General features: G+C 68.3%; 16 protein-coding genes. 11 read left to right on the plus strand and 5 right to left on the minus strand.

The window, feature by feature from the left end; genetic code table 11:
* The first annotated feature begins 10 nt into the window (after nucleotides 1-10).
* Nucleotides 11-478, plus strand: coding sequence for a DUF8821 family protein (locus tag J2T23_RS08305; protein WP_141158499.1), 468 nt, complete (start codon nucleotides 11-13; stop codon nucleotides 476-478).
* A gap of 79 nt (nucleotides 479-557) precedes the next feature.
* Nucleotides 558-2,045 (plus strand): glycoside hydrolase family 43 protein, encoded by a 1,488-nt coding sequence (locus tag J2T23_RS08310; RefSeq protein WP_307358857.1) that lies wholly within the window; start codon nucleotides 558-560, stop codon nucleotides 2,043-2,045.
* A 4-nt stretch (nucleotides 2,046-2,049) separates the two neighbouring features.
* On the opposite strand, the gene J2T23_RS08315 is transcribed toward J2T23_RS08310, so the two are convergent.
* Complete coding sequence (locus J2T23_RS08315) at nucleotides 2,050-2,316, minus strand: CBU_0592 family membrane protein (protein ID WP_141158497.1); 267 nt, start codon at nucleotides 2,314-2,316, stop codon at nucleotides 2,050-2,052.
* 101 nt (nucleotides 2,317-2,417) lie between these two features.
* On the opposite strand from J2T23_RS08315, the gene J2T23_RS08320 reads away from it, so the two are divergent.
* Both J2T23_RS08320 and J2T23_RS08325 read left to right on the plus strand, forming a co-directional pair.
* The gene (locus J2T23_RS08320; RefSeq protein ID WP_307358860.1) at nucleotides 2,418-3,341 is read left to right on the plus strand and encodes a LysR family transcriptional regulator; all 924 of its coding nucleotides are present in this window, start codon (nucleotides 2,418-2,420) and stop codon (nucleotides 3,339-3,341) included.
* Nucleotides 3,342-3,481: 140 nt separating this feature from the next.
* Nucleotides 3,482-4,633 carry a cation:proton antiporter gene (locus tag J2T23_RS08325; protein ID WP_141158495.1) on the plus strand — a complete coding sequence of 384 codons (1,152 nt, stop codon included), beginning with the start codon at nucleotides 3,482-3,484 and terminating at the stop codon, nucleotides 4,631-4,633.
* 6 nt (nucleotides 4,634-4,639) lie between these two features.
* Here the strand turns inward: J2T23_RS08325 and J2T23_RS08330 are convergent, their stop codons facing one another.
* Nucleotides 4,640-5,470: an IclR family transcriptional regulator gene (locus tag J2T23_RS08330; protein ID WP_307358863.1), complete on the minus strand. Its 831-nt coding sequence runs from the start codon at nucleotides 5,468-5,470 to the stop codon at nucleotides 4,640-4,642.
* Between the two features lie 159 nt (nucleotides 5,471-5,629).
* On the opposite strand from J2T23_RS08330, the gene J2T23_RS08335 reads away from it, so the two are divergent.
* The 3 genes from J2T23_RS08335 to J2T23_RS08345 are packed head-to-tail and all read left to right on the plus strand — an operon-like array spanning nucleotide 5,630 to nucleotide 10,292.
* Nucleotides 5,630-8,341, plus strand: a complete 2,712-nt coding sequence (locus J2T23_RS08335) for an alpha-L-rhamnosidase (RefSeq protein ID WP_307358865.1) — start codon at nucleotides 5,630-5,632, stop codon at nucleotides 8,339-8,341.
* Nucleotides 8,338-9,330, plus strand: a complete 993-nt coding sequence (locus J2T23_RS08340) for an alpha/beta hydrolase (RefSeq protein WP_141158492.1) — start codon at nucleotides 8,338-8,340, stop codon at nucleotides 9,328-9,330. Before J2T23_RS08335 ends, J2T23_RS08340 begins: the two co-directional genes overlap by 4 nt.
* A complete protein-coding gene (locus J2T23_RS08345; protein WP_307358867.1) occupies nucleotides 9,327-10,292 on the plus strand; it encodes an alpha/beta hydrolase in 966 nt (321 codons plus the stop codon). Before J2T23_RS08340 ends, J2T23_RS08345 begins: the two co-directional genes overlap by 4 nt.
* Before the next feature lie 14 nt (nucleotides 10,293-10,306).
* On the opposite strand, the gene J2T23_RS08350 is transcribed toward J2T23_RS08345, so the two are convergent.
* Together J2T23_RS08350 and J2T23_RS08355 are read right to left on the minus strand one after the other, a co-directional pair.
* Entirely contained in the window at nucleotides 10,307-11,053 is a 747-nt protein-coding gene (locus J2T23_RS08350; RefSeq protein ID WP_141158490.1) for a FadR/GntR family transcriptional regulator, read from the minus strand.
* 100 nt (nucleotides 11,054-11,153) lie between these two features.
* On the minus strand, nucleotides 11,154-12,089 hold the full coding sequence (locus tag J2T23_RS08355; protein ID WP_307358870.1) for a PaaX family transcriptional regulator: 936 nt from the start codon (nucleotides 12,087-12,089) through the stop codon (nucleotides 11,154-11,156).
* Nucleotides 12,090-12,257: 168 nt separating this feature from the next.
* On the opposite strand from J2T23_RS08355, the gene J2T23_RS08360 reads away from it, so the two are divergent.
* From J2T23_RS08360 to J2T23_RS08370, 3 genes are read left to right on the plus strand one after another with little or no spacing between them, the layout of a single operon-like run.
* Nucleotides 12,258-13,625: an MFS transporter gene (locus J2T23_RS08360; protein WP_307358873.1), complete on the plus strand. Its 1,368-nt coding sequence runs from the start codon at nucleotides 12,258-12,260 to the stop codon at nucleotides 13,623-13,625.
* A gap of 38 nt (nucleotides 13,626-13,663) precedes the next feature.
* Nucleotides 13,664-15,409, plus strand: coding sequence for a CocE/NonD family hydrolase (locus J2T23_RS08365; RefSeq protein ID WP_307358875.1), 1,746 nt, complete (start codon nucleotides 13,664-13,666; stop codon nucleotides 15,407-15,409).
* Nucleotides 15,406-15,873 carry a DUF3237 domain-containing protein gene (locus J2T23_RS08370; protein WP_307358877.1) on the plus strand — a complete coding sequence of 156 codons (468 nt, stop codon included), beginning with the start codon at nucleotides 15,406-15,408 and terminating at the stop codon, nucleotides 15,871-15,873. The genes J2T23_RS08365 and J2T23_RS08370 overlap by 4 nt, the downstream gene beginning before the upstream one ends.
* Nucleotides 15,874-15,910: 37 nt before the next feature.
* Here the strand turns inward: J2T23_RS08370 and J2T23_RS08375 are convergent, their stop codons facing one another.
* Nucleotides 15,911-16,378, minus strand: a complete 468-nt coding sequence (locus tag J2T23_RS08375; RefSeq protein WP_307358878.1) for a MarR family winged helix-turn-helix transcriptional regulator — start codon at nucleotides 16,376-16,378, stop codon at nucleotides 15,911-15,913.
* A gap of 130 nt (nucleotides 16,379-16,508) precedes the next feature.
* On the opposite strand from J2T23_RS08375, the gene J2T23_RS08380 reads away from it, so the two are divergent.
* Nucleotides 16,509-17,450 carry an SDR family NAD(P)-dependent oxidoreductase gene (locus J2T23_RS08380; protein ID WP_307358880.1) on the plus strand — a complete coding sequence of 314 codons (942 nt, stop codon included), beginning with the start codon at nucleotides 16,509-16,511 and terminating at the stop codon, nucleotides 17,448-17,450.
* Nucleotide 17,451 lies beyond the last annotated feature (1 nt).

Consider the following 17,451-nt stretch of genomic DNA (forward strand, 5'->3'; position numbering starts at 1 on the left):
AGGAGGACTCATGCCGTACACCGTGGATTTCAAGAACGTCTCGACTGTTGGTTTGGAATCGTCGCCGGTTGCCGACGCGCTGGCGGGGCTGCGCGCCAACGAGGCGCGCTACTACAAGAACAAGTACGACCACGACTTCACCACCACCCCGGCGGAAGATGATCCGGAGACGCTGCAGTACATCACCAACATCCTGTCCGCGGAGCGGAACCTGGTCATCGCGTCCAAGCCCCTGGAGGTGTCATCCTTCGAGGTGGACGGCCTGCGGATGGCGTATGTCTTTTACGAATCAGGGCTGTCCATCAACGTCATGTACGGCCTCGAGGAAGGTGGCAAGCGGGCGGTTGGCTTCAAGCTTTCGGACGGCATGGAGGTGCCTGAAGAACTGGCCTCCAGCTTCAAGTTCGCCCGGCAGAAGTCCAAGCTTGCCGGCACCATCCGTGGCTCCTACTTCGTGATCAAGGGCCAGTACAACTAGGGCCGCAGCGCCGAAGAACGCCTTCCAACGATTGAAACCGGGCCCTGCCCCGGACGCTGCTGCACGGCACGATGGCGGAATGAACTCCAACCCCATCCTTTCGGGCTTCAACCCTGACCCGAGCATCGCCACCAGCCCGGAGGGCTACTACGTGGTCACTTCGTCCTTCGAATACCTGCCGGGCCTGCCGGTCTACCACAGCCCGGACTTGGAACGCTGGCAACTGGTGGGCCACGTGGCCACGAGGGAGGAGCAGGTACGGATCGCCAAGGTTCCCACGCCGGGAGGCGTGTGGGCGCCGACCCTCCGCTACCGGGATGGGCTGTTCTACCTGATCGTCTCCGTCTTCCTCGGCGGGCGGGGCTGCGTGGTGTTCACGGCCACCGACCCGGCCGGCCCGTGGAGCGACGGCACCGTCATCGAAGCGGTGGACGGCATCGACCCCGACCTCGCCTGGGACGACGACGGAACTGCGTACGTGACCTTTGCCCGCCACCCGGACGCGATCCAGCAGGTCCGGGTGGACCTCGAGACCGGGGAAGCCCTCGAACAGCCGCGGGCACTGTGGTCCGGCAGCGGACTTTACTCACCCGAAGGGCCGCACCTCTACCGGCGCGGTGACTGGTGGTACCTGCTGGCCGCGGAAGGCGGAACGGACCGCGGCCACGCCGTCACAGTGGCCCGCTCGCGGCACCCGGAAGGCCCGTTCGAATCCGCGCCGCATAATCCCATCCTTACCGCCGCGGGAACCGGTTCGCCCGTCCAGAACACCGGGCACGCAGACCTCGTTGACCTGCCCGGCGGCGGAACGGCCATGGTCCTGCTCGGCGTCCGCCCGCTGGGGCTGGCGAAGTCTTTCTCGCCCTTGGGCCGGGAGGCTTTCCTGACCGCAGTGGACTGGGCCGACGGCTGGCCGCATGCGCGGCTTCCCCGTGTGACAGGGGGCCGGCCCGAGGAGTGTGAGTATGACTTCAGCAACGGCGCCGGGCTGGAGGACCCGCAATGGATCGGCGTGCGCAGGGTACCGGCGGAGTTCTCCGCCCCCACCTCCAAGGGGCTCCTGCTCACGGGCGAAGGCAGCACCATGGGCTCGGCCCGGCCTTGTTTCCTGGCCCAACGCCAGCGCCACCTCGGGATGGAATTCAGGGCCGTGCTTGACGTCGCCGCCGGCGCGGGCGGCATCGCCGTGCGGAACGCCGAGGACAACTGGTTCGGCATCGAAGCCGCCCAGGACGGCGGATCCGTCCGGATCACGGCGCGCGCCGTCGTCGCAGGCTTTGACCGCACCTGGGAAACAACGGTTCCGTCCGGAGACGTTGAACTTGCCATCGTGGCCAGCCCGCCGCCGTCGGACTTCAGCGCCGGTGCCGTGGGCGGCGACAGGATCCGCCTCCTGGTCCGGTCCTCCGGGCCCGGCCGCAACCCGGACGATGAGTTGCTCACCGAGCTCGATGGCAGGCATTGGGCTTTCGAGACCGCCAAGGGCTTCACCGGCCGGGCCTTCGGCGTCTTCGCTGTGGACGGCGAGGTCCTGGTCCGCCGGCTTTCCTACCGCGGCAAGGACTGACCCGCTACGCGGCCACGGCGCCGGCATCGGTACCCCGGGCGCCCCGCATGCGGAGGAGCGAAACGGCGGAGATGAGGAGCCACGCGGCGTTGGTGGCCACTGAGGGCCACGCTTCGTGGAAGGCGCCGTTGAGGATGAAGGCAGCGGCCCCGAGCAGGTTTGCGCTTTGGAACGCCCGGCCGGCCTTCACCCAGCCCATGGAGACCGACAGGAACGCCGTCAGAATCATGGCGGCGCCGGCCCAACCGGAGATTTCCCATACGAGTTCCATAGGTGTCCTTTCGTGAATCGTTGCCTGATGGCAATTCTGGGGGCCTGAAGACATGTAGATCAATTGCATTCTTCTGCACGCCTGGTTTAGAAATGCTTAATATGGATATGGATCCGCGCCGGCTGCTTGTGCTTCTCGCTGTTGCCCGGACGGGCGGCGTGCTGGCCGCCGCCGACGAACTGCGCCTGACGCCCTCCGCGGTGTCCCAGCAAATCACCAAGCTGGAGCGGGAAACCGGGCACTCGCTGATGGTCCGTACGCCAAAAGGGTCAGTGCTGACTCCCGCAGGCCTCGCCATGGCTGAAGCCGGCGAAGAGATTGAACGCGCCCTCAGCGTCGCCCGGACCCGGATGGAGAGCGGGGCCAACATTTCAGGCGTGGTGCGGCTGGGCGGCTTCACCAGCTTTGTCCGCACCGTGGTGATTCCCCGGCTGCCCGAGTGGCGGAGCCAGTATCCACAACTCCAGATCCACATCGTGGAGGATGATTTTCCCGCGCTGATGCGGCTGCTCCGGCAGCGCCAGCTCGACGCCGTGGTGGTGGAACATGACTCCACCACCGCCGGCCAGCTTTCCCTCGGAGCCGGAATGATCGAGGAACCACTGCTGGATGAACCGTGGAGGCTGGTGGTCCCCTCCGGGGCCCTGCTCACCACGGAGAATGTTGACCTCGGCAGGCTGCCGGTTCCCTGGCTCGGAGTGAACTCATCGGCCGCCAACTCCGCGGTCCTGGGGCGGCTGCGCCATTCGACGGGCGCCACCATAGAGACGGTCCATCAGTACCAGGAGACCCTCACGGCGCTCGCGCTCGTCGCTGCCGGCGAGGGGGTTGCCATTGTGCCCACCCTGGCCCTGGCCGGAGTGGCGCATGAAGGGGTGGACATCCTTGACGTTCCCGGGCTGGGGACGCGGCGCATCGTCCTGCGGCGGTTCGATGGGCGCCGGCGTTCCAGCACCCCGGTGGACACCGTTGCGCGGCTCCTGCGCGAATCAGCGGCGGCGTTCGACACGCGGTCCGCGTCCTGACCGGTCCTGATGCGCCTTGCGGTGCCGTTGACCGCCCGCGGGGGCATGAGTACTGTGGGCGCACAATCCGTCCGCGGCGCCGGCGAGCTGCCGATGACTGCGGCGGCCAGTGATCCGGGCGCGCCGGCAAAAGGAGGCAGGTGTCGTTCTTCCAGCTTTCGCTGATTGCCGCCGTCGCGCTCCTCGGGCCCCTGCTGGCGTTTCCCCGGACCTGGCACCTTCCCATGGTGCTAGGGCAACTGCTCGCGGGCATCGCCATCGGCCGAACCGGCCTGGGCCTGGTGGACTCCTCGGACCCGACGTTCACGTTCGTTGCGGACGTCGGATTCGCCCTCATCATGTTCGTCGCCGGAACGCATGTGCCGGTGCGGGACAAGGCCCTCCGCCCTGCCCTGGGCGGCGGCGCCCTGCGGGCCGCCATCGCAGCGGTCCTCGCGGCCGGCGCCGGAATCCTCATCGCCTTCGCCTTCGGCACCGGGCACGCACCGCTCTACATAGTGCTGCTCGCCTCCTCCTCGGCGGCCCTTGTCCTGCCCATCGTCGACTCCCTGCAGCTGACGGGACCAAAGGTCCTTACGACGACGGCGCAGGTGGCGGTGGCGGACATCGCCTGCATCGTGGCGCTTCCACTCGCCGTGGACCCGCCCAACGCGCCGAGGGCAGCGATGGGGGCCTCCGCCGTCGCAGCCTGCTCCGTGCTGCTCTTCTTCCTGCTGCGCTGGCTGGAGCGCAGCGGCACCCGCGGGCGGGTGCACGACGTGTCCGAGGAGCGGAAGTTCGCCCTGGAACTGCGGATCCAGCTTGCCCTGCTCTTCGCATTGTCCGGGCTTGCCGTCGCAGGGCACGTGTCCATCATGCTTGCCGGATTCTCCTTCGGACTGGTGGTGGCGGCGGTGGGTGAACCCCGGCGCCTGGCGCACCAGCTCTTCGCGGTCAGCGACGGTTTCCTGGGGCCGGTGTTCTTTGTGTGGCTGGGCGCATCGCTGGACCTCCGTGCGCTGGCCGGCACGCCGGGCATGGTGCTCCTCGGGATCTGCCTCGGGGCCGGCACCCTCCTGGTCCACGGCAGCCTGCGCCTGCTGGGCCAGCCGCTGCCGCTCGCCGTGCTGTCAGCATCCCAACTGGGCGTGCCCGTTGCCGCTGCCACCATCGGCTCCCAGTTGGACCTGCTGGAACCGGGGGAAGCCTCGGCGTTGATCCTGGGGGCGCTCATCACCATCGGGGCAAGTGCGGCGGCCGGTTCACGGGCTGCCCGCACCTTCGCCCGGAACGCCCCGGCGCCCGCTAAATAGCCCGCTCTACCCCCGGGAGTGGGTCCACAAGCCGGAGCTTGCCTGGGCCTGGAAGCCCATGTTGCGGGACACCGCGCGGGCGGCGGCACGGACCGCCGGGGCAAGGACGTTGGGCGGCGTGGCACCGTCCGGAACCACAATCGACAGCGAGGCCACCACGGCGCCCTGCGCATCGAAGATGGGCGAGGCCACGGACACCGTCCGGGACGGGACGGTCCGGCGGATCATGGCGATGCCGGTCCGCCGCACGTCGGACAGTGTCCGGCGCAGCTGCCCCTCCGGCATTTCGGGCACGCCGGGCTCGTTCTCCGGAGGGCGTCTCAGGATGGTCTCCTGGAACTGCTGGTCCGCTCCGGCGAGCAGCACCAAACCGATGGCCGTTGAGCGCAGCGGCGCCCGGCCGCCCACCCGGTAGGCGACCTCGGTGGCGTCCTTCCCGGACAGCCGCTCAATCAGCACCGCCTGCTCGTTGTCCCGGACTGCGAGCAGGACATGGTGCCGGGTGACCTCGAACAGGTCCTCAAGGTAGGGAAGCGCAATTTCCCGCACACCGTGCCCGCGCGGAGACAGGGAAGCCACTTCCCACAGCCGGACCCCCACCACGTACCGGCCGTCGTCGAGCCTTTCCAACGCGCCCCACGCCACCAACCGGGCGATCAGGCGCAGCGCAGTGGGCGCGGGCATGTCCGCGTGGCGGGCCAGCTCGGACAGGGTCAGCGCGCGGCGCCGGTCCGAGAAGACGGCGAGCAGGCTCAGCGCGCGGTCGATGACGGGTTCGCCCTGTTTGGGCCGCTTTCCGCGCGCAGGCGGGGTGTCCGTTTCCGGAGTGGCAATCATGGCAGTGGTTCCTAGCGCCGTTGGCAGTTCCTGTGGCCCACGGGGAAGGCAGTGAGCTGAACCACAATACTATTCCAACCATTGAAAGAGCTGTGTAGAGGACCAGTGGCCGGACAGGAAGCTGGAACTCCCAGCAACCGCATCCAGGAGTCCTGCCGCATGACCGTCCCAACCCGGCTTCGGGCCGAACACCTGCCGGAAGCCATGGGCTTGACCGTTAGTGCACCCCGGCTCAGCTGGACGCCGCCCGCCGGCAGCACCACCCAGGCTGCGTACCGGATCACCGCCAGCAACGGCTGGGACACCGGCAGGCAGGAATCAGCCGCGTGCGCCGCCCCGTACACCGGCCCCGCGCTGGACTCCCGCAGCCGTTTCGAATGGCGCGTCCGCACCTGGAACACCGATGAAGCCGGCAACGAAACACCTACCGGCTGGTCACAGCCCATGCCTGTGGAACTGGGACTCCTGCACGCCACCGACTGGACGGCGCAGTGGATCGGCGCCGACGAACCGGCAATGGCGCGGGCGGGGGAGCGCCCCGGCTACGCCTTCACCAAGACCTTCACGCTGGACGCCGCCCCGGAGAAGGCCCGCGCCTACGCCACCGCCCACGGCATCTACGAACTCTTCATCAACGGCCGCCGCGTGGGGGACCAGCAGCTCACCCCCGGTTCCACCAGCTACAACACCACCCTCCAGGTCCAGGCCTATGACGTCACCGGCCTGCTCCGCGAGGGTGCCAACACCATCCGGGCCATCCTCACCGACGGCTGGTACCGCGGCAGCTTCGGGTACACGCGCGACGCCGACATGTACGGTACGCAAACAGCTTTCCTTGCGCAGCTCGAGGTGGGGTCCGGGACCGCCACGCAGGTCATCGGCACCGACAGCTCCTGGCTGGTGTCCGCCACGGAGATCACCGGCGCCGACCTCATGGCGGGCCAGCGGGTCGACTTCCGGGCGCACGACGCCGGGAGCACACCTACTGGAGGCAAGGCGCCCAGGGTGCGTGCCGCCGTCGTCCGCCCCGGCAGCTTCACACAGCTGGCCGGCCCCCTGGCCCCTCCCACCCGCGTGACCGGGGAACTGGTTCCCGTTTCCATCACCCGCCTGCCAAACGGCAACCAGGTGGTGGACTTCGGCCAGAACCTCCACGGCTGGATCCGCCTTACCCAACTGGGGGCGCCGGGCGAAACCGTCGCGCTGGAGTACGGCGAGGCCCTGGGGCCGGACGGTGACGTCACCCGGGACCACCTGCGGCCGCATGATTTCCGCTCACCGGGGGCCTTCCTCGCCGCCGGCCAGGTGGACACGGTCGCCGCTTCCGGGGCCCCGGGCGAAGTCTTTGAGCCCCGGCACACCACCCACGGCTTCCGGTACGTCTCCTTGCAGGGCCTCGCCGCGGACCTGGCACCGGCGGACATCACCGCCTGCCTGGTCCGGACGGACATGGAGCGCATCGGCACCTTCAGCTGCAGCGATGAGCGGCTGAACAAGCTCCACGGGATTGTGGAGTGGAGCTTCCTGGGGAACACCTGCGACGTCCCCACCGACTGCCCGCAGCGCGAGAAGGCCGGCTGGACCGGGGACTGGCAGCTGTTCGTCCCCACCGCCGCGTACCTGTACGACGTCACCGGCTTTACCCGGAAGTGGCTCCGCGACGTCCGCGCCGACCAGTGGGAGGACGGCGTCATCGCCAACATCTCGCCGACACCCGGGCCGGAGGCCACCTCGGCCGAATTCATGGCCTTCACCAACGGCTCGGCCGGCTGGGGCGACGCGATCGTGATGGTGCCGTGGGAGGCTTATCTGGCCACCGGCGATGCCGCCATCCTCGCCGAGAACTGGGAGGCGATGAAGCGCTGGCTCGGTTTCGTCCGCACGGCCGCCGAAACCCGGCGGCATGCTGCCCGCGCAGCGCAGGCGCCGTTCCCGGCCGCCCACGAGAAGTACCTGTGGGACACGGGCTTCCACTTCGGCGAATGGATGGAGCCGGACGGCCCGGAACCGGACCTGTTTGCCGCCCGCACCGCGGACAACGGCATCGTGGCCACCGCCTACTACCGGCACACCACGGACCTGATGGCACGCATCGCCTCGATCCTGGGGCTCGCCGGGGAGGCCGCCGCGCTGGCGGAACTTTCGGCAAGCATCCGGGACGCCTGGGAAACGGAATACCTCGACGCCGCCGGGCATGTCACCCACGCCAGCCAGGCCAACTGCGTCCGCGCCCTCGCCTTCCACCTTGTCAGCCCGGTACACCGCACCACCGTCACCGCGCAGCTGGCGGAACTGATCCGTGGCGCCGGCACCCACCTCGGCACCGGCTTCCTGGCCACGCCCTATCTGCTGCCCGTCCTGGCTGACAACGGCGAACTGGACCTCGCCTACGAACTGCTCATGCAGGACTCCGAACCGTCGTGGCTGGCCATGGTGGACCGCGGCGCCACCACAGTATGGGAACTCTGGAACGGCATCGACGGCGACGGCATCCCGCACCAGTCGCTCAACCATTACAGCAAGGGCGCCGTGGTGTCCTTCCTTCACAGGTACACGGCCGGGCTTCGCCAGGCACCCGGAAGCGCAGGCTGGGACCGGGTGGTCATCGAACCCCGCCCCGGCGCCGGACTCACCTCCGCATCCACCTCCCACCAGGGGCCGCACGGCCTGATCGAAGTGCATTGGGCTGTGTCGACGGACCCGGCGGACGGCGCCGTGCTGACGCTCACTGCCACGATCCCCGCCGGCACCACCGCCGAGGTGCTGCTGCCCGGCCGGCCGGCAGCCGTCGTCGGGCCCGGACACCATACTTTCCTGGCCGCACCCGGCGGGGACAGCACCCAACCTGAGCTGATGAGGAGCACACTATGACAGTGGAAGACGCTACCGGGGTACTCGACCCGTCCCGCCCTGACGTTTCCCGCCCCGGAGGCCGGACTGTTCCGGCCTTCCCGGTCTACGATGCCCCCGGCAGGCCGGAGCGGGTGGGCGACGGTTCCCTGGCCCACCGCGAAGTGACGTACGCCCGCGCACTCGGCTTCCGGCCGCTGAAGCTGGACATCTGGCTGCCCCGCAACGCTGCCGGACCCACGCCGCTGGTGCTGTGGGTGCACGGCGGCGCGTTCCAGCTGGGCGACCGGCGGGAACTGCCGCCCACATTTGTGCCGGACTCCGTTTTCCGGCTGCTCAACCAGGCCGGCATCGCCTGCGCCACGGCCGACTACCGGCACTCCCTGGAAGCACCCTTCCCGGCGCAGCTGCACGACCTCAAGGCCGCCGTCCGGTACCTCCGCGAATTCGCCGCAGACCTCAACATCGACCCGGAACGGTTCGGGGCCTGGGGCGAATCCGCCGGCGGGCACCTGGTGGCGCTCCTGGGGCTGACCGGGAACCGCCCGGACCTGGAGGGCGGCCTCGGCGTGCAGGGGCGCTCCAGCAGCGTCAGCGCCGTCGTCGACTTCTACGGTGTTTCCTCCCTGGTGGACATCCCGCCCATGCAGCGGCCCGACGGCCTGTTTCCGGACGCGTTGACCGCCGCCGTGCCGCCGGGCATGTCCCTGCAGCCCGAACACATGCTGGTGGGCGGCTCGGATGATCCGGAGCTGCTGGCCGCGGCCAGCCCGGTCAGCTACGTGGATGCCGGCGCCGCCCCGTTCCTCCTGGTCCACGGTGACTCCGACGGGCTGGTGCCGCATTCGCAGACCGACCTGCTGGCCGCGGCACTCGCGGAGGCCGGCGTGGAGCATGACGTGGTCACCATCCAAGGCGGCGACCACTGCTTCTTCGGTGCGGAGGACCAGATGGACACCATCCTGGCCACCGCCGTCGACTACTTCTCACGGAAGCTGGGCACACCATGACCCCCACCAAACGTGCAGACTCCGCCCCGGCCGCCGGCACGGGGCACGACCGCCAGGCGCCTGACGCCGGGTTCGCGGAGTACCTGGCAACCCCGGAAGGCCCGCAGTTCCTCAACCCGGACGCCGTGCGCTCGCCCGGACCCGTGGTGCCCATCCGCACGGTGGCCGCGGACGGCCGGCACGGGCCGGTAGGCATACGGATCTACGGCGAACCCGGAGCTCCGGGCAGCCCGGGCCTCGTGTGGCTGCACGGCGGCGGCTTTGTCAGCGGCAGCATTGACAGCCCCGAATCGGATTACCTGTCACGCGTGCTCGCTGCCCGGGGGACGCCGGTGTTGTCCGTGGACTACCGCCTGGCGCGCAACGGCGTGTCCTTTCCCGTTCCGCATGATGACACCCTGGCAGGGTGGTTCTGGGCCCGGAAGAACGCCGGATCCCTCGGCCTGGATCCGGACCTGCTCTGCCTGGGCGGGGCCGGCGCCGGGGGCAACCTCGCAGTGGGGGCCGCGCTGTACCTGGTGGACGCCGGCAAGCCGCTGCCCGCGAAACTGCTGCTGGCCTACCCCTTCCTGGACGCCGAACTCCCAGCGCCTGCCGGGGGACTGGACGATGAGGCCATGGCCGGGCTGCCGCGGCACCTGCGGTTCACGTTGGAGGACTGCATCCGGACGGCGGAGAACTACGTGGGCGGCCCGGTCAGCATGGCGCCGTCCTATGCGATGCCCGGCTATGCGGATCCTGCCGGGCTTCCGCCCGCCGCCTTGCTTGCCTGCGAGTACGACGACGCCCGCGGCTCAACCGAGCAGTTTGCCTCGGCATTGGAGCGGGCAGGGGTTCCGGTGTCCTACTTCCTGGCCGAGGGCGCCGTGCACGGCCACCTCAACCACACGGCCGGGCTGCCGGAAGGGCAGGCGGCCCTGGAGTTCCTGGCGGGCCAGCTGGCGGCGGTGCGCCGGCCTTAGCCGCGGCCAAGGGATCAGGGCTGCCCGGAACTTTCTTCCTGGTGGCTGCTGGACCAGATGTCGCCCATTTCCTCGGTGGACTGCTCCACGATCCTGCTCATGGCCGCGAGCGCGGCTCCCGGGTCGCGGTGCTGGATGGCACTGGCCACATCCACGTGCAGCTGCAGCGCCTCGTGGTCCGGCAGATGCGGCATCAGGCCGTGCTGCGTCCGCCCGGCCAGCACTTCCGCCACGAGGTTGTGCAGCTGCGAAAACATCAGGTTGCCCGAGGCGTTCAGGACCGCGGCGTGGAACTCGATGTCCAGGCGGAGGAATTCGTCCTGGTCCCCGCGCTGCCCGACGGCCCACAGGCGGGCGGCCATGGAGACAAGGTCGCTGGCTGCATCGAGTGACGCCCGTTCAGCGGCCAGGCGGGCGGCCTGCGGTTCAATGGCGCCGCGCAATTCATTCAGGGCCCGCAGCTGCTCCAGCCGCTTGGCCGACGCCAGCCGCCACCGGATCACCTGAGGGTCGTAGAGGTTCCAGCTCGCCTCTGGCTGGACCACCGTGCCCAGGCGCCGGCGGGACTCGAGCATTCCCATGGAAGACAGGACGCGGGTGGCCTCCCGGATCACGGATCGGGACACCTTGTGCTGGGTTTCCAGTTCGTCCAGCCGCAGGATGGAGTTCGGTGCCAGTGTTCCCTCGGCAATGGCAAGCCCCAGGTTGTCGACCAGCGACGAATGCAGGTCCGGGGACAACGCCGCCTTTGGGATGGTCATGAATAAATCATATGGCGGGACGGAGAGACCGGGTATTTGTCTGTCTTATTTGTCTCGGTCCACGGAACATGGCAGACATGAAGGGGGTGGCAGGGAAGCCTTAGCCCTCCAGTACGAAGGGCCTGCTGTGCCCGGCAGCCTCGGGTGCCAGCCTCTCCGCAGCCTCCTCCGCGTAGGAACGGGCATCCTCCAGTAGCGGGTTGTAGAGCGCGACGAGGATGCGGCGCGCCTCGAACAGGGGGAAATCGTGGGGCAGCAGCTCCGGGGGGAGCCCGGGGTCCTCCCAAGGGAACGCCCGCCAGGCGTCCATCACCTCGGTCCTCAGCCGAAAGGCCTCTTCCCCCGGGAGGCGTTCGCCGGCCAGGGCGTCAGTTTTCTGGCGGTAGGCGTTGATGAAGTGGGTGTACTGCCGGCGTACTTCGTCCAGGTCCCAGGCCTCCAACAATGGCCGCCCGCGCAACCCTTCCGCGGCGGTGCGGAAGATGACGTAGTTCTCCACCCCCAGGTGGCGGCAGGAATCCTCCAGGTCGTCGGCGGTGTCCCACGCGGAAACCCACACCGCCCCATACAACGGAGCGAACCCCAACCATTTGAGCCGGCTCCGCAGCAGCTCGCGCACTTCGCGCGAGCGCTCCGGGACACTGAAGGCCACCACGGTCCACATGCCATCCCAGGGGCGTTCCCCGGAGCCGAAGCCACTGATCTGGCGCACCCCGATCTCCAGGCGTGCCCTCGCCTCCGGGGTGAACCTGTACCGGGAAGCGCGCCCCGCACTCGACTGTTCCAGGACGGCGCGCCCTGCGAGCCGGCTGAGGGCTGTTGAGGCAGCGGAAGAGCTGAGGCCCAGGGCCGCAGCCAGGGACACAATCAGCCGGGAGGGCAGCCACCCGGTGTAGTCGCGCCAATAGTCCGCCAGCATCGTGACCACCAGGTGCTGGGTCGCCGAGCCTTTCGATGGGCGCGGGAAATTGACTTCCTCGGCGGCAACACGGGGTTCGGCGGGCCCGCCTGGGATTGGATGCGGCTCAGAAGTCACACCCCATCTTCGCAGGCAGGCAAAGCGGAGCAAATTTACTTTGCATATTTGTTGACGGTCGTCTTGATAAGCGCATAACATTTAGCCAGTGATCCGGGCCACATCCCGCGCCGGCACGCACAGTCCCCAGCAGGCGCCTGCTGACCCATCATTTCCAGGAGATCCGCAATGACCGCAGGTCCCAGCCCGGTGACGCCGTTGTCCCCGGACGCCATATCACTTCCCGCATCCACCGAACAGGGCACGCAGAATGCCCGCCGGGCAGCAGTCGCCAGCTTCATCGGCAGCACCCTCGAGTACTACGACTTCTTCATCTACGGCTCAGCCTCGGCGCTGATCTTCAACAAGATCTTCTTCCCGGGCATCGATCCCGCCCTCGGGATGGTCTTGTCCATGGCAACCATTGGTATCGGCTACGTGGTGCGGCCCCTGGCTGCCGGCGTGATTGGCCACTTCGGCGACCGGATCGGGCGCCGGCAGATGCTGGTCCTGACGCTGGTCCTCATGGGAGTGGCCACGTTCCTGATCGGCTGCCTTCCTCCGGTGTCCGCCATCGGTGCCGCCGCGCCGGTCCTGCTGGTGCTCCTGCGCGCACTGCAGGGAGCCTCGGCGGCCGGCGAATCAGTCGGTGCCGTCACCATGACCATGGAACACGCCCCCACCCACAAACGGGCCTTTTACGCCAGCTGGGTCAACACCGGAGCCGTGGCAGGCATCATGCTGGCGTCGCTGGCATTCCTTGCTGTTTCGCTCCTGCCCCAGGACGACCTGCTCGCGTGGGGATGGCGCCTGCCGTTCCTTGCCAGCATCCTGGTTGTCGCGGTGGGCCTGTACATCCGTCTCCGCCTCCCGGAATCGGAAGTGTTCGAGGCCGCCAAGGAGGAGGACCACAAGCACGAACTGCCCATCAAGGTGGTCCTGCGCGACCACTGGGCCACCATCCTCAAGGTGATCCTCTTCGGCCTGTGGAGCGTGGTCTCCTCGGTGTTCGCTGCCTTCGGGCTGGCCTACGCCGGCAAGCTCGGAGTCCCCGCGGCCGTCATGCTCACCGTCACCATCGTCACCGCGGCCCTGGGCATCATCGTCCAGCCGTACGCCGGCATCCTGGCGGACCGGATCGGACGTAAACCGGTGTTCATCACGGGCAACATCGTCTGCGCCGGGGCTGTCTTTGCCTTCTTCTGGTCGATCAGCGCCGGCTCCATCCCGCTGATCTTCGCCACGGCCATCCTCTTCATGACCGTCGGCTACGGCATGGTCAACCCGCTCGGCCCATCCATGACCGCGGAAATGTTCGAGACCAGGATCCGCTACACGGGAGCAGCCACTGCCTCCCAGCTGGGGCTCGTCGTCACCGGCTTTGCTCCCGCCATTGCCGCCGCCATCGTCCGGCCCGGCCCCGACGGGTGGCTGCCCGTTGCCGTCTTCACGGCCGCCTGCTGCCTGGTCTCCGCCCTCGTGACCGCCGTGTGGGTTAAGGAGACCTACCGGACCAGGACCGAAGATCTCGGCAAGCGGCCCGTCCAGGCCGCCTGAGCACCAAGCCACCCCCCACCCAAACGAAAGGCACGCACGTGCGCTACCCGGTCGTCGTCGACGGCGATGTTGAAGCAACCATGACCGACGGAACCATCCTCCGGTCCACCGTTTACCGGCCGGACGCGCCGGGCAGCACCTTCCCGGTGCTGCTCACGCGCACTCCCTACGGGCGGGACCTGGCGGTCAACTCGGCCTACTTCAATCCGTTGACCGTTGCGGCGGCCGGGTACGTGGTGGTGATGCAGGACTGCCGCGGCAGGTTCGGCTCGGACGGCAGGTTTGAGCCCTCGGTCAATGAAGCGTCCGACGGCGCCACAACGGTGGAGTGGGCCGCGCGCCTTCCGTGGTCCAACGGCCGCGTGGGCATGTGGGGCCGGTCCTACTTCGCGGAAACCCAGTGGCGTGCAGCCCGGTACGCCCCGGCCGGGCTAAAGGCCCTGGCCCCGGGGGTCTCGGCGGGCGGCAACGCCAACAACGGCGCGCTGTACCGGGGCGGCGCCCATGAGCTGGGCAGCCGCCTGGCCTGGGGCCATGCCTCGATTTCGCTCAATGAACTGATGCGGGAACATGCTGACGATCCCGAGCGGCGCGCGAAAGAGCTCCAGGAATGGCTTGCCCTGGACGCTGGATTTGCTGATGGTTCCTGCTACGGCGTCCTGCCGCTGCGGGACCTGGAGCCCAGAGTGGGCACCTTCCTTCGCAGCGAGGTCATTCCGTCGGCGGGGGAGGGGCCGGGGAGTGATTTCTGCCGGTTGTGGGATGCCGCTTCCGATGCGGCGGTGCCGCTGCCAACGCTGCACATCGGCGGCTGGTTCGATATCTTCGCCCCCAACACGCTGGACCAGTACCGCCGCCAGGCGGCCCTCAGCAAGACCTTCCCCGGTATGGAACCCCGCCTCATCCTGGGTCCGTGGACACACACCAACCTCACCGGCGGGTACCCGGACATCCACTTCGGCGCGGCCGCGTCCTCCGGCATCGTCGATGGCCGAGGAGATCTGTCGTCCCTCCATACGGCCTGGTTCGACGCCGTCCTCAAGGAGGACGAAGCGGCCATCGCTGCGGTCCCCCCGGTGCTGGTGTACTTCCTGGGCGAGAACCGCTGGCGCGGCTTTGATGAACTTCCGGTTCCCTCAGGGCAGAGGTCGTGGTTCCTCTCCGCCGGCGGGGAGCTGCTGGACCAGGCGGGTGCGGACGGAAACGTTCAGTACGCCTACGATCCGCTGGACGCGGTCCCCACCACCGGGGGGGCCACCATGCTGGCCGGCGCCTTTCCTGCGGGACCGGCGCGGCAGGACGCCGTGGAGGCGCGGGCCGACGTCGCCGTCTTCACCACGGAGCCCTTCACCGAGGCCACCACCATTTTCGGTGCCGTCACCGCAACGTTGTTCGCATCATCCAGCGCCGTGGACACGGACTGGGTTGTCCGGCTCTGCAAGGTGTCGGCGGACGGTGTTTCCCTGGGCATTGCCGACGGCATTGTCCGGGCGTCCTGGCGCGATGCCTATGCGGAAACCGGGCTGTTCAAGGAGGGATGCCCGCCCTCTGCCATCGAGCCGGACCGGGTTTACGAGTACACCATCTCCCTCTGGGAGACGGCGCTGACTTTTGCTCCGGGGGAGCGGCTGCGCGTACAGGTCACCTCAAGCTGCCACCCGCGCTGGGACCGGAACCTTAACACCGGCAAGCTCGCCTACGAATCGGGAGTTGCCGTAACCGCCAACCAGCGCATCCATGTTGGTTCCTCCCACCCCAGCCGCCTGTCGGTTGGCCTGCTGTGAGCACTCGTGTACCGCCGCCCCTGGAGTTCCTGACGGAGCTGCGTGTCATGGTGGAAACACCCATTGACGTCGGCCCGGCTCCCACAGGACACCGCAGGATCATACCGATCACCGGCGGTTTGATGACGGGGCCCGCCCTCAGCGGCACGGTGCTGCCCGGCGGCGCGGATTTCCAGACCCTCCACAGCCCGGAACTGACCGAACTCGATGCCCGCTACGTTGTTGAGGCGGAGGACGGGGCATTGATTCATGTACACAACAGCGCCCTCCGCTACGGCTCCGCGGCGGACATCGCCCGGCTGAACCGGGGTGACGCAGTGGATCCGGACGCCATCTACTTCCGCTGCTCGTTGAGGTTTTCCACCGCCTCCGAGGCGTGGGGGTGGCTGAACCATATCGTCGCGGTGGGCACCGGCGAGCGCTACCCGGACTCGGTGAAGATCGCCGTCTTCATCGTTCGCTGACCCGGTGACGGGGCTGCCGTCACGTGGAGTCCGGCGCTTACTCCGCCGCGCCCCACAGCGCTTTCCGGAGCAGACGCTTCAGTTCCTGCGACTCCTCCTCGGAAAGCCCGGCCAACTGGGCCAGCTCGGCCTCGTCCATGGCAGTGCGGGCCTTCGCATGCATCCTGCGGCCCTCGGCCGTGGAGACGATGATCTTGGCGCGCCGGTCCTGCTTGCCCTGCGCCCGTTCCACCAGGCCGCGGCGTTCCAGGTCGTCCACGAGGGTGACCACCTGGCTGGGGTCCAGGCTGAGGAAATCCGCCAGTTCCCGCTGCGTGGGCTCCAGCCCGCTGCACGCCAGCGTCAGGATGGAGAAGGACCGCTCCCGCAGGCCAAAGTCAGCCAGGGCTTTGTTGTTCAGCACCGAGCCGGCGGAGTGCAGCTTGGCGAGCAGCAGGCCCACGTCACTGCCGATCCTGGCTGCCGCAAGGCGGGGGGTCTGAACTTCGGTGCCCAAGGTGGCCATCACAACTCCGGTGTAAAAAACAATCGTTGACTTTTTCAATGATCCGTAATTTCATTGATTTCAACAAGGATCTCACACCGCAGTGGGACCACCCCAACGGCTTCGGCCGGCGCATGCGAAGGAGCAGGCCATGAGCTTGAACGGCAAGGTTGCAATCGTCACCGGCAGCGGGCAGGGCCTCGGGCTCGCCTACGCAAGGGAACTGGCACGCCAGGGTGCCGCCGTCGTCATCAACGACGTGAACGCCGACACGGCCGCGCAGGCCGTCGCTCAGATCGAGGCCGACGGCGGCCGGGCCACCGCGGTGGTGGTTCCGGTAGGGACGACGGACGCCGCCAAGGCGCTGGTGGCCGGAGCCGTCGACACGTTCGGCCGCCTGGACATCCTGGTCACCAACGCCGGAATCCTGCGGGACAAGTCCCTGCTGAAGATGACGGACGAGGACTTCGACCTGGTCATCAACGTCCACCTCAAGGGCACCTTCACCTGCGTCCGGGAGGCCTACGCGTACTTCAAGGAACACAACGTCGCCGGCCGCATCATCACCATCGGTTCGCCCACGGGCCAGCGCGGCAACTTCGGCCAGACCAACTATGCTGCGGCGAAGGCCGGGATCGTGGGCATGGTCCGCACCTGGGCGCTGGAAATGAAGAAGGCCGGCGTCACGGTCAACAGCGTCATCCCCGTGGCTGCCACCGCCATGACCAAGACCGTCCCCTACTTCCAGAAAGCCGTGGAGGCCGACGAACGCGGCGAGGCCATGCCGTCCTTCTTCCGCCACGACCTGGGCTTTGGAACGGCCGACGACGTCTCCGGACTGGTTGCCTTCCTCGCCTCCGACGAGGCAGCCACCATCACCGGCCAGGCGATCGGAGCCGGCGGTGACCGGCTCCAGGTCTGGACCCACCCGGAACCGGCCACCACCGAATACCGCGAGGGCGGCTGGAGCTACGAGGCGCTGCAGGAAAACGCCGGCCAGCTGTTCACCGCGGAAACGCTGCAGAGCTACGGCGAGGAATTCCTCCCACTGCCGGAGGACCTGAAGCCCGCACAGCCCGCCGAGGCCCGCTGAC

It is taken from the genome of Pseudarthrobacter niigatensis (genome assembly GCF_030812615.1).
Lineage (GTDB): Bacteria > Actinomycetota > Actinomycetes > Actinomycetales > Micrococcaceae > Arthrobacter > Arthrobacter niigatensis.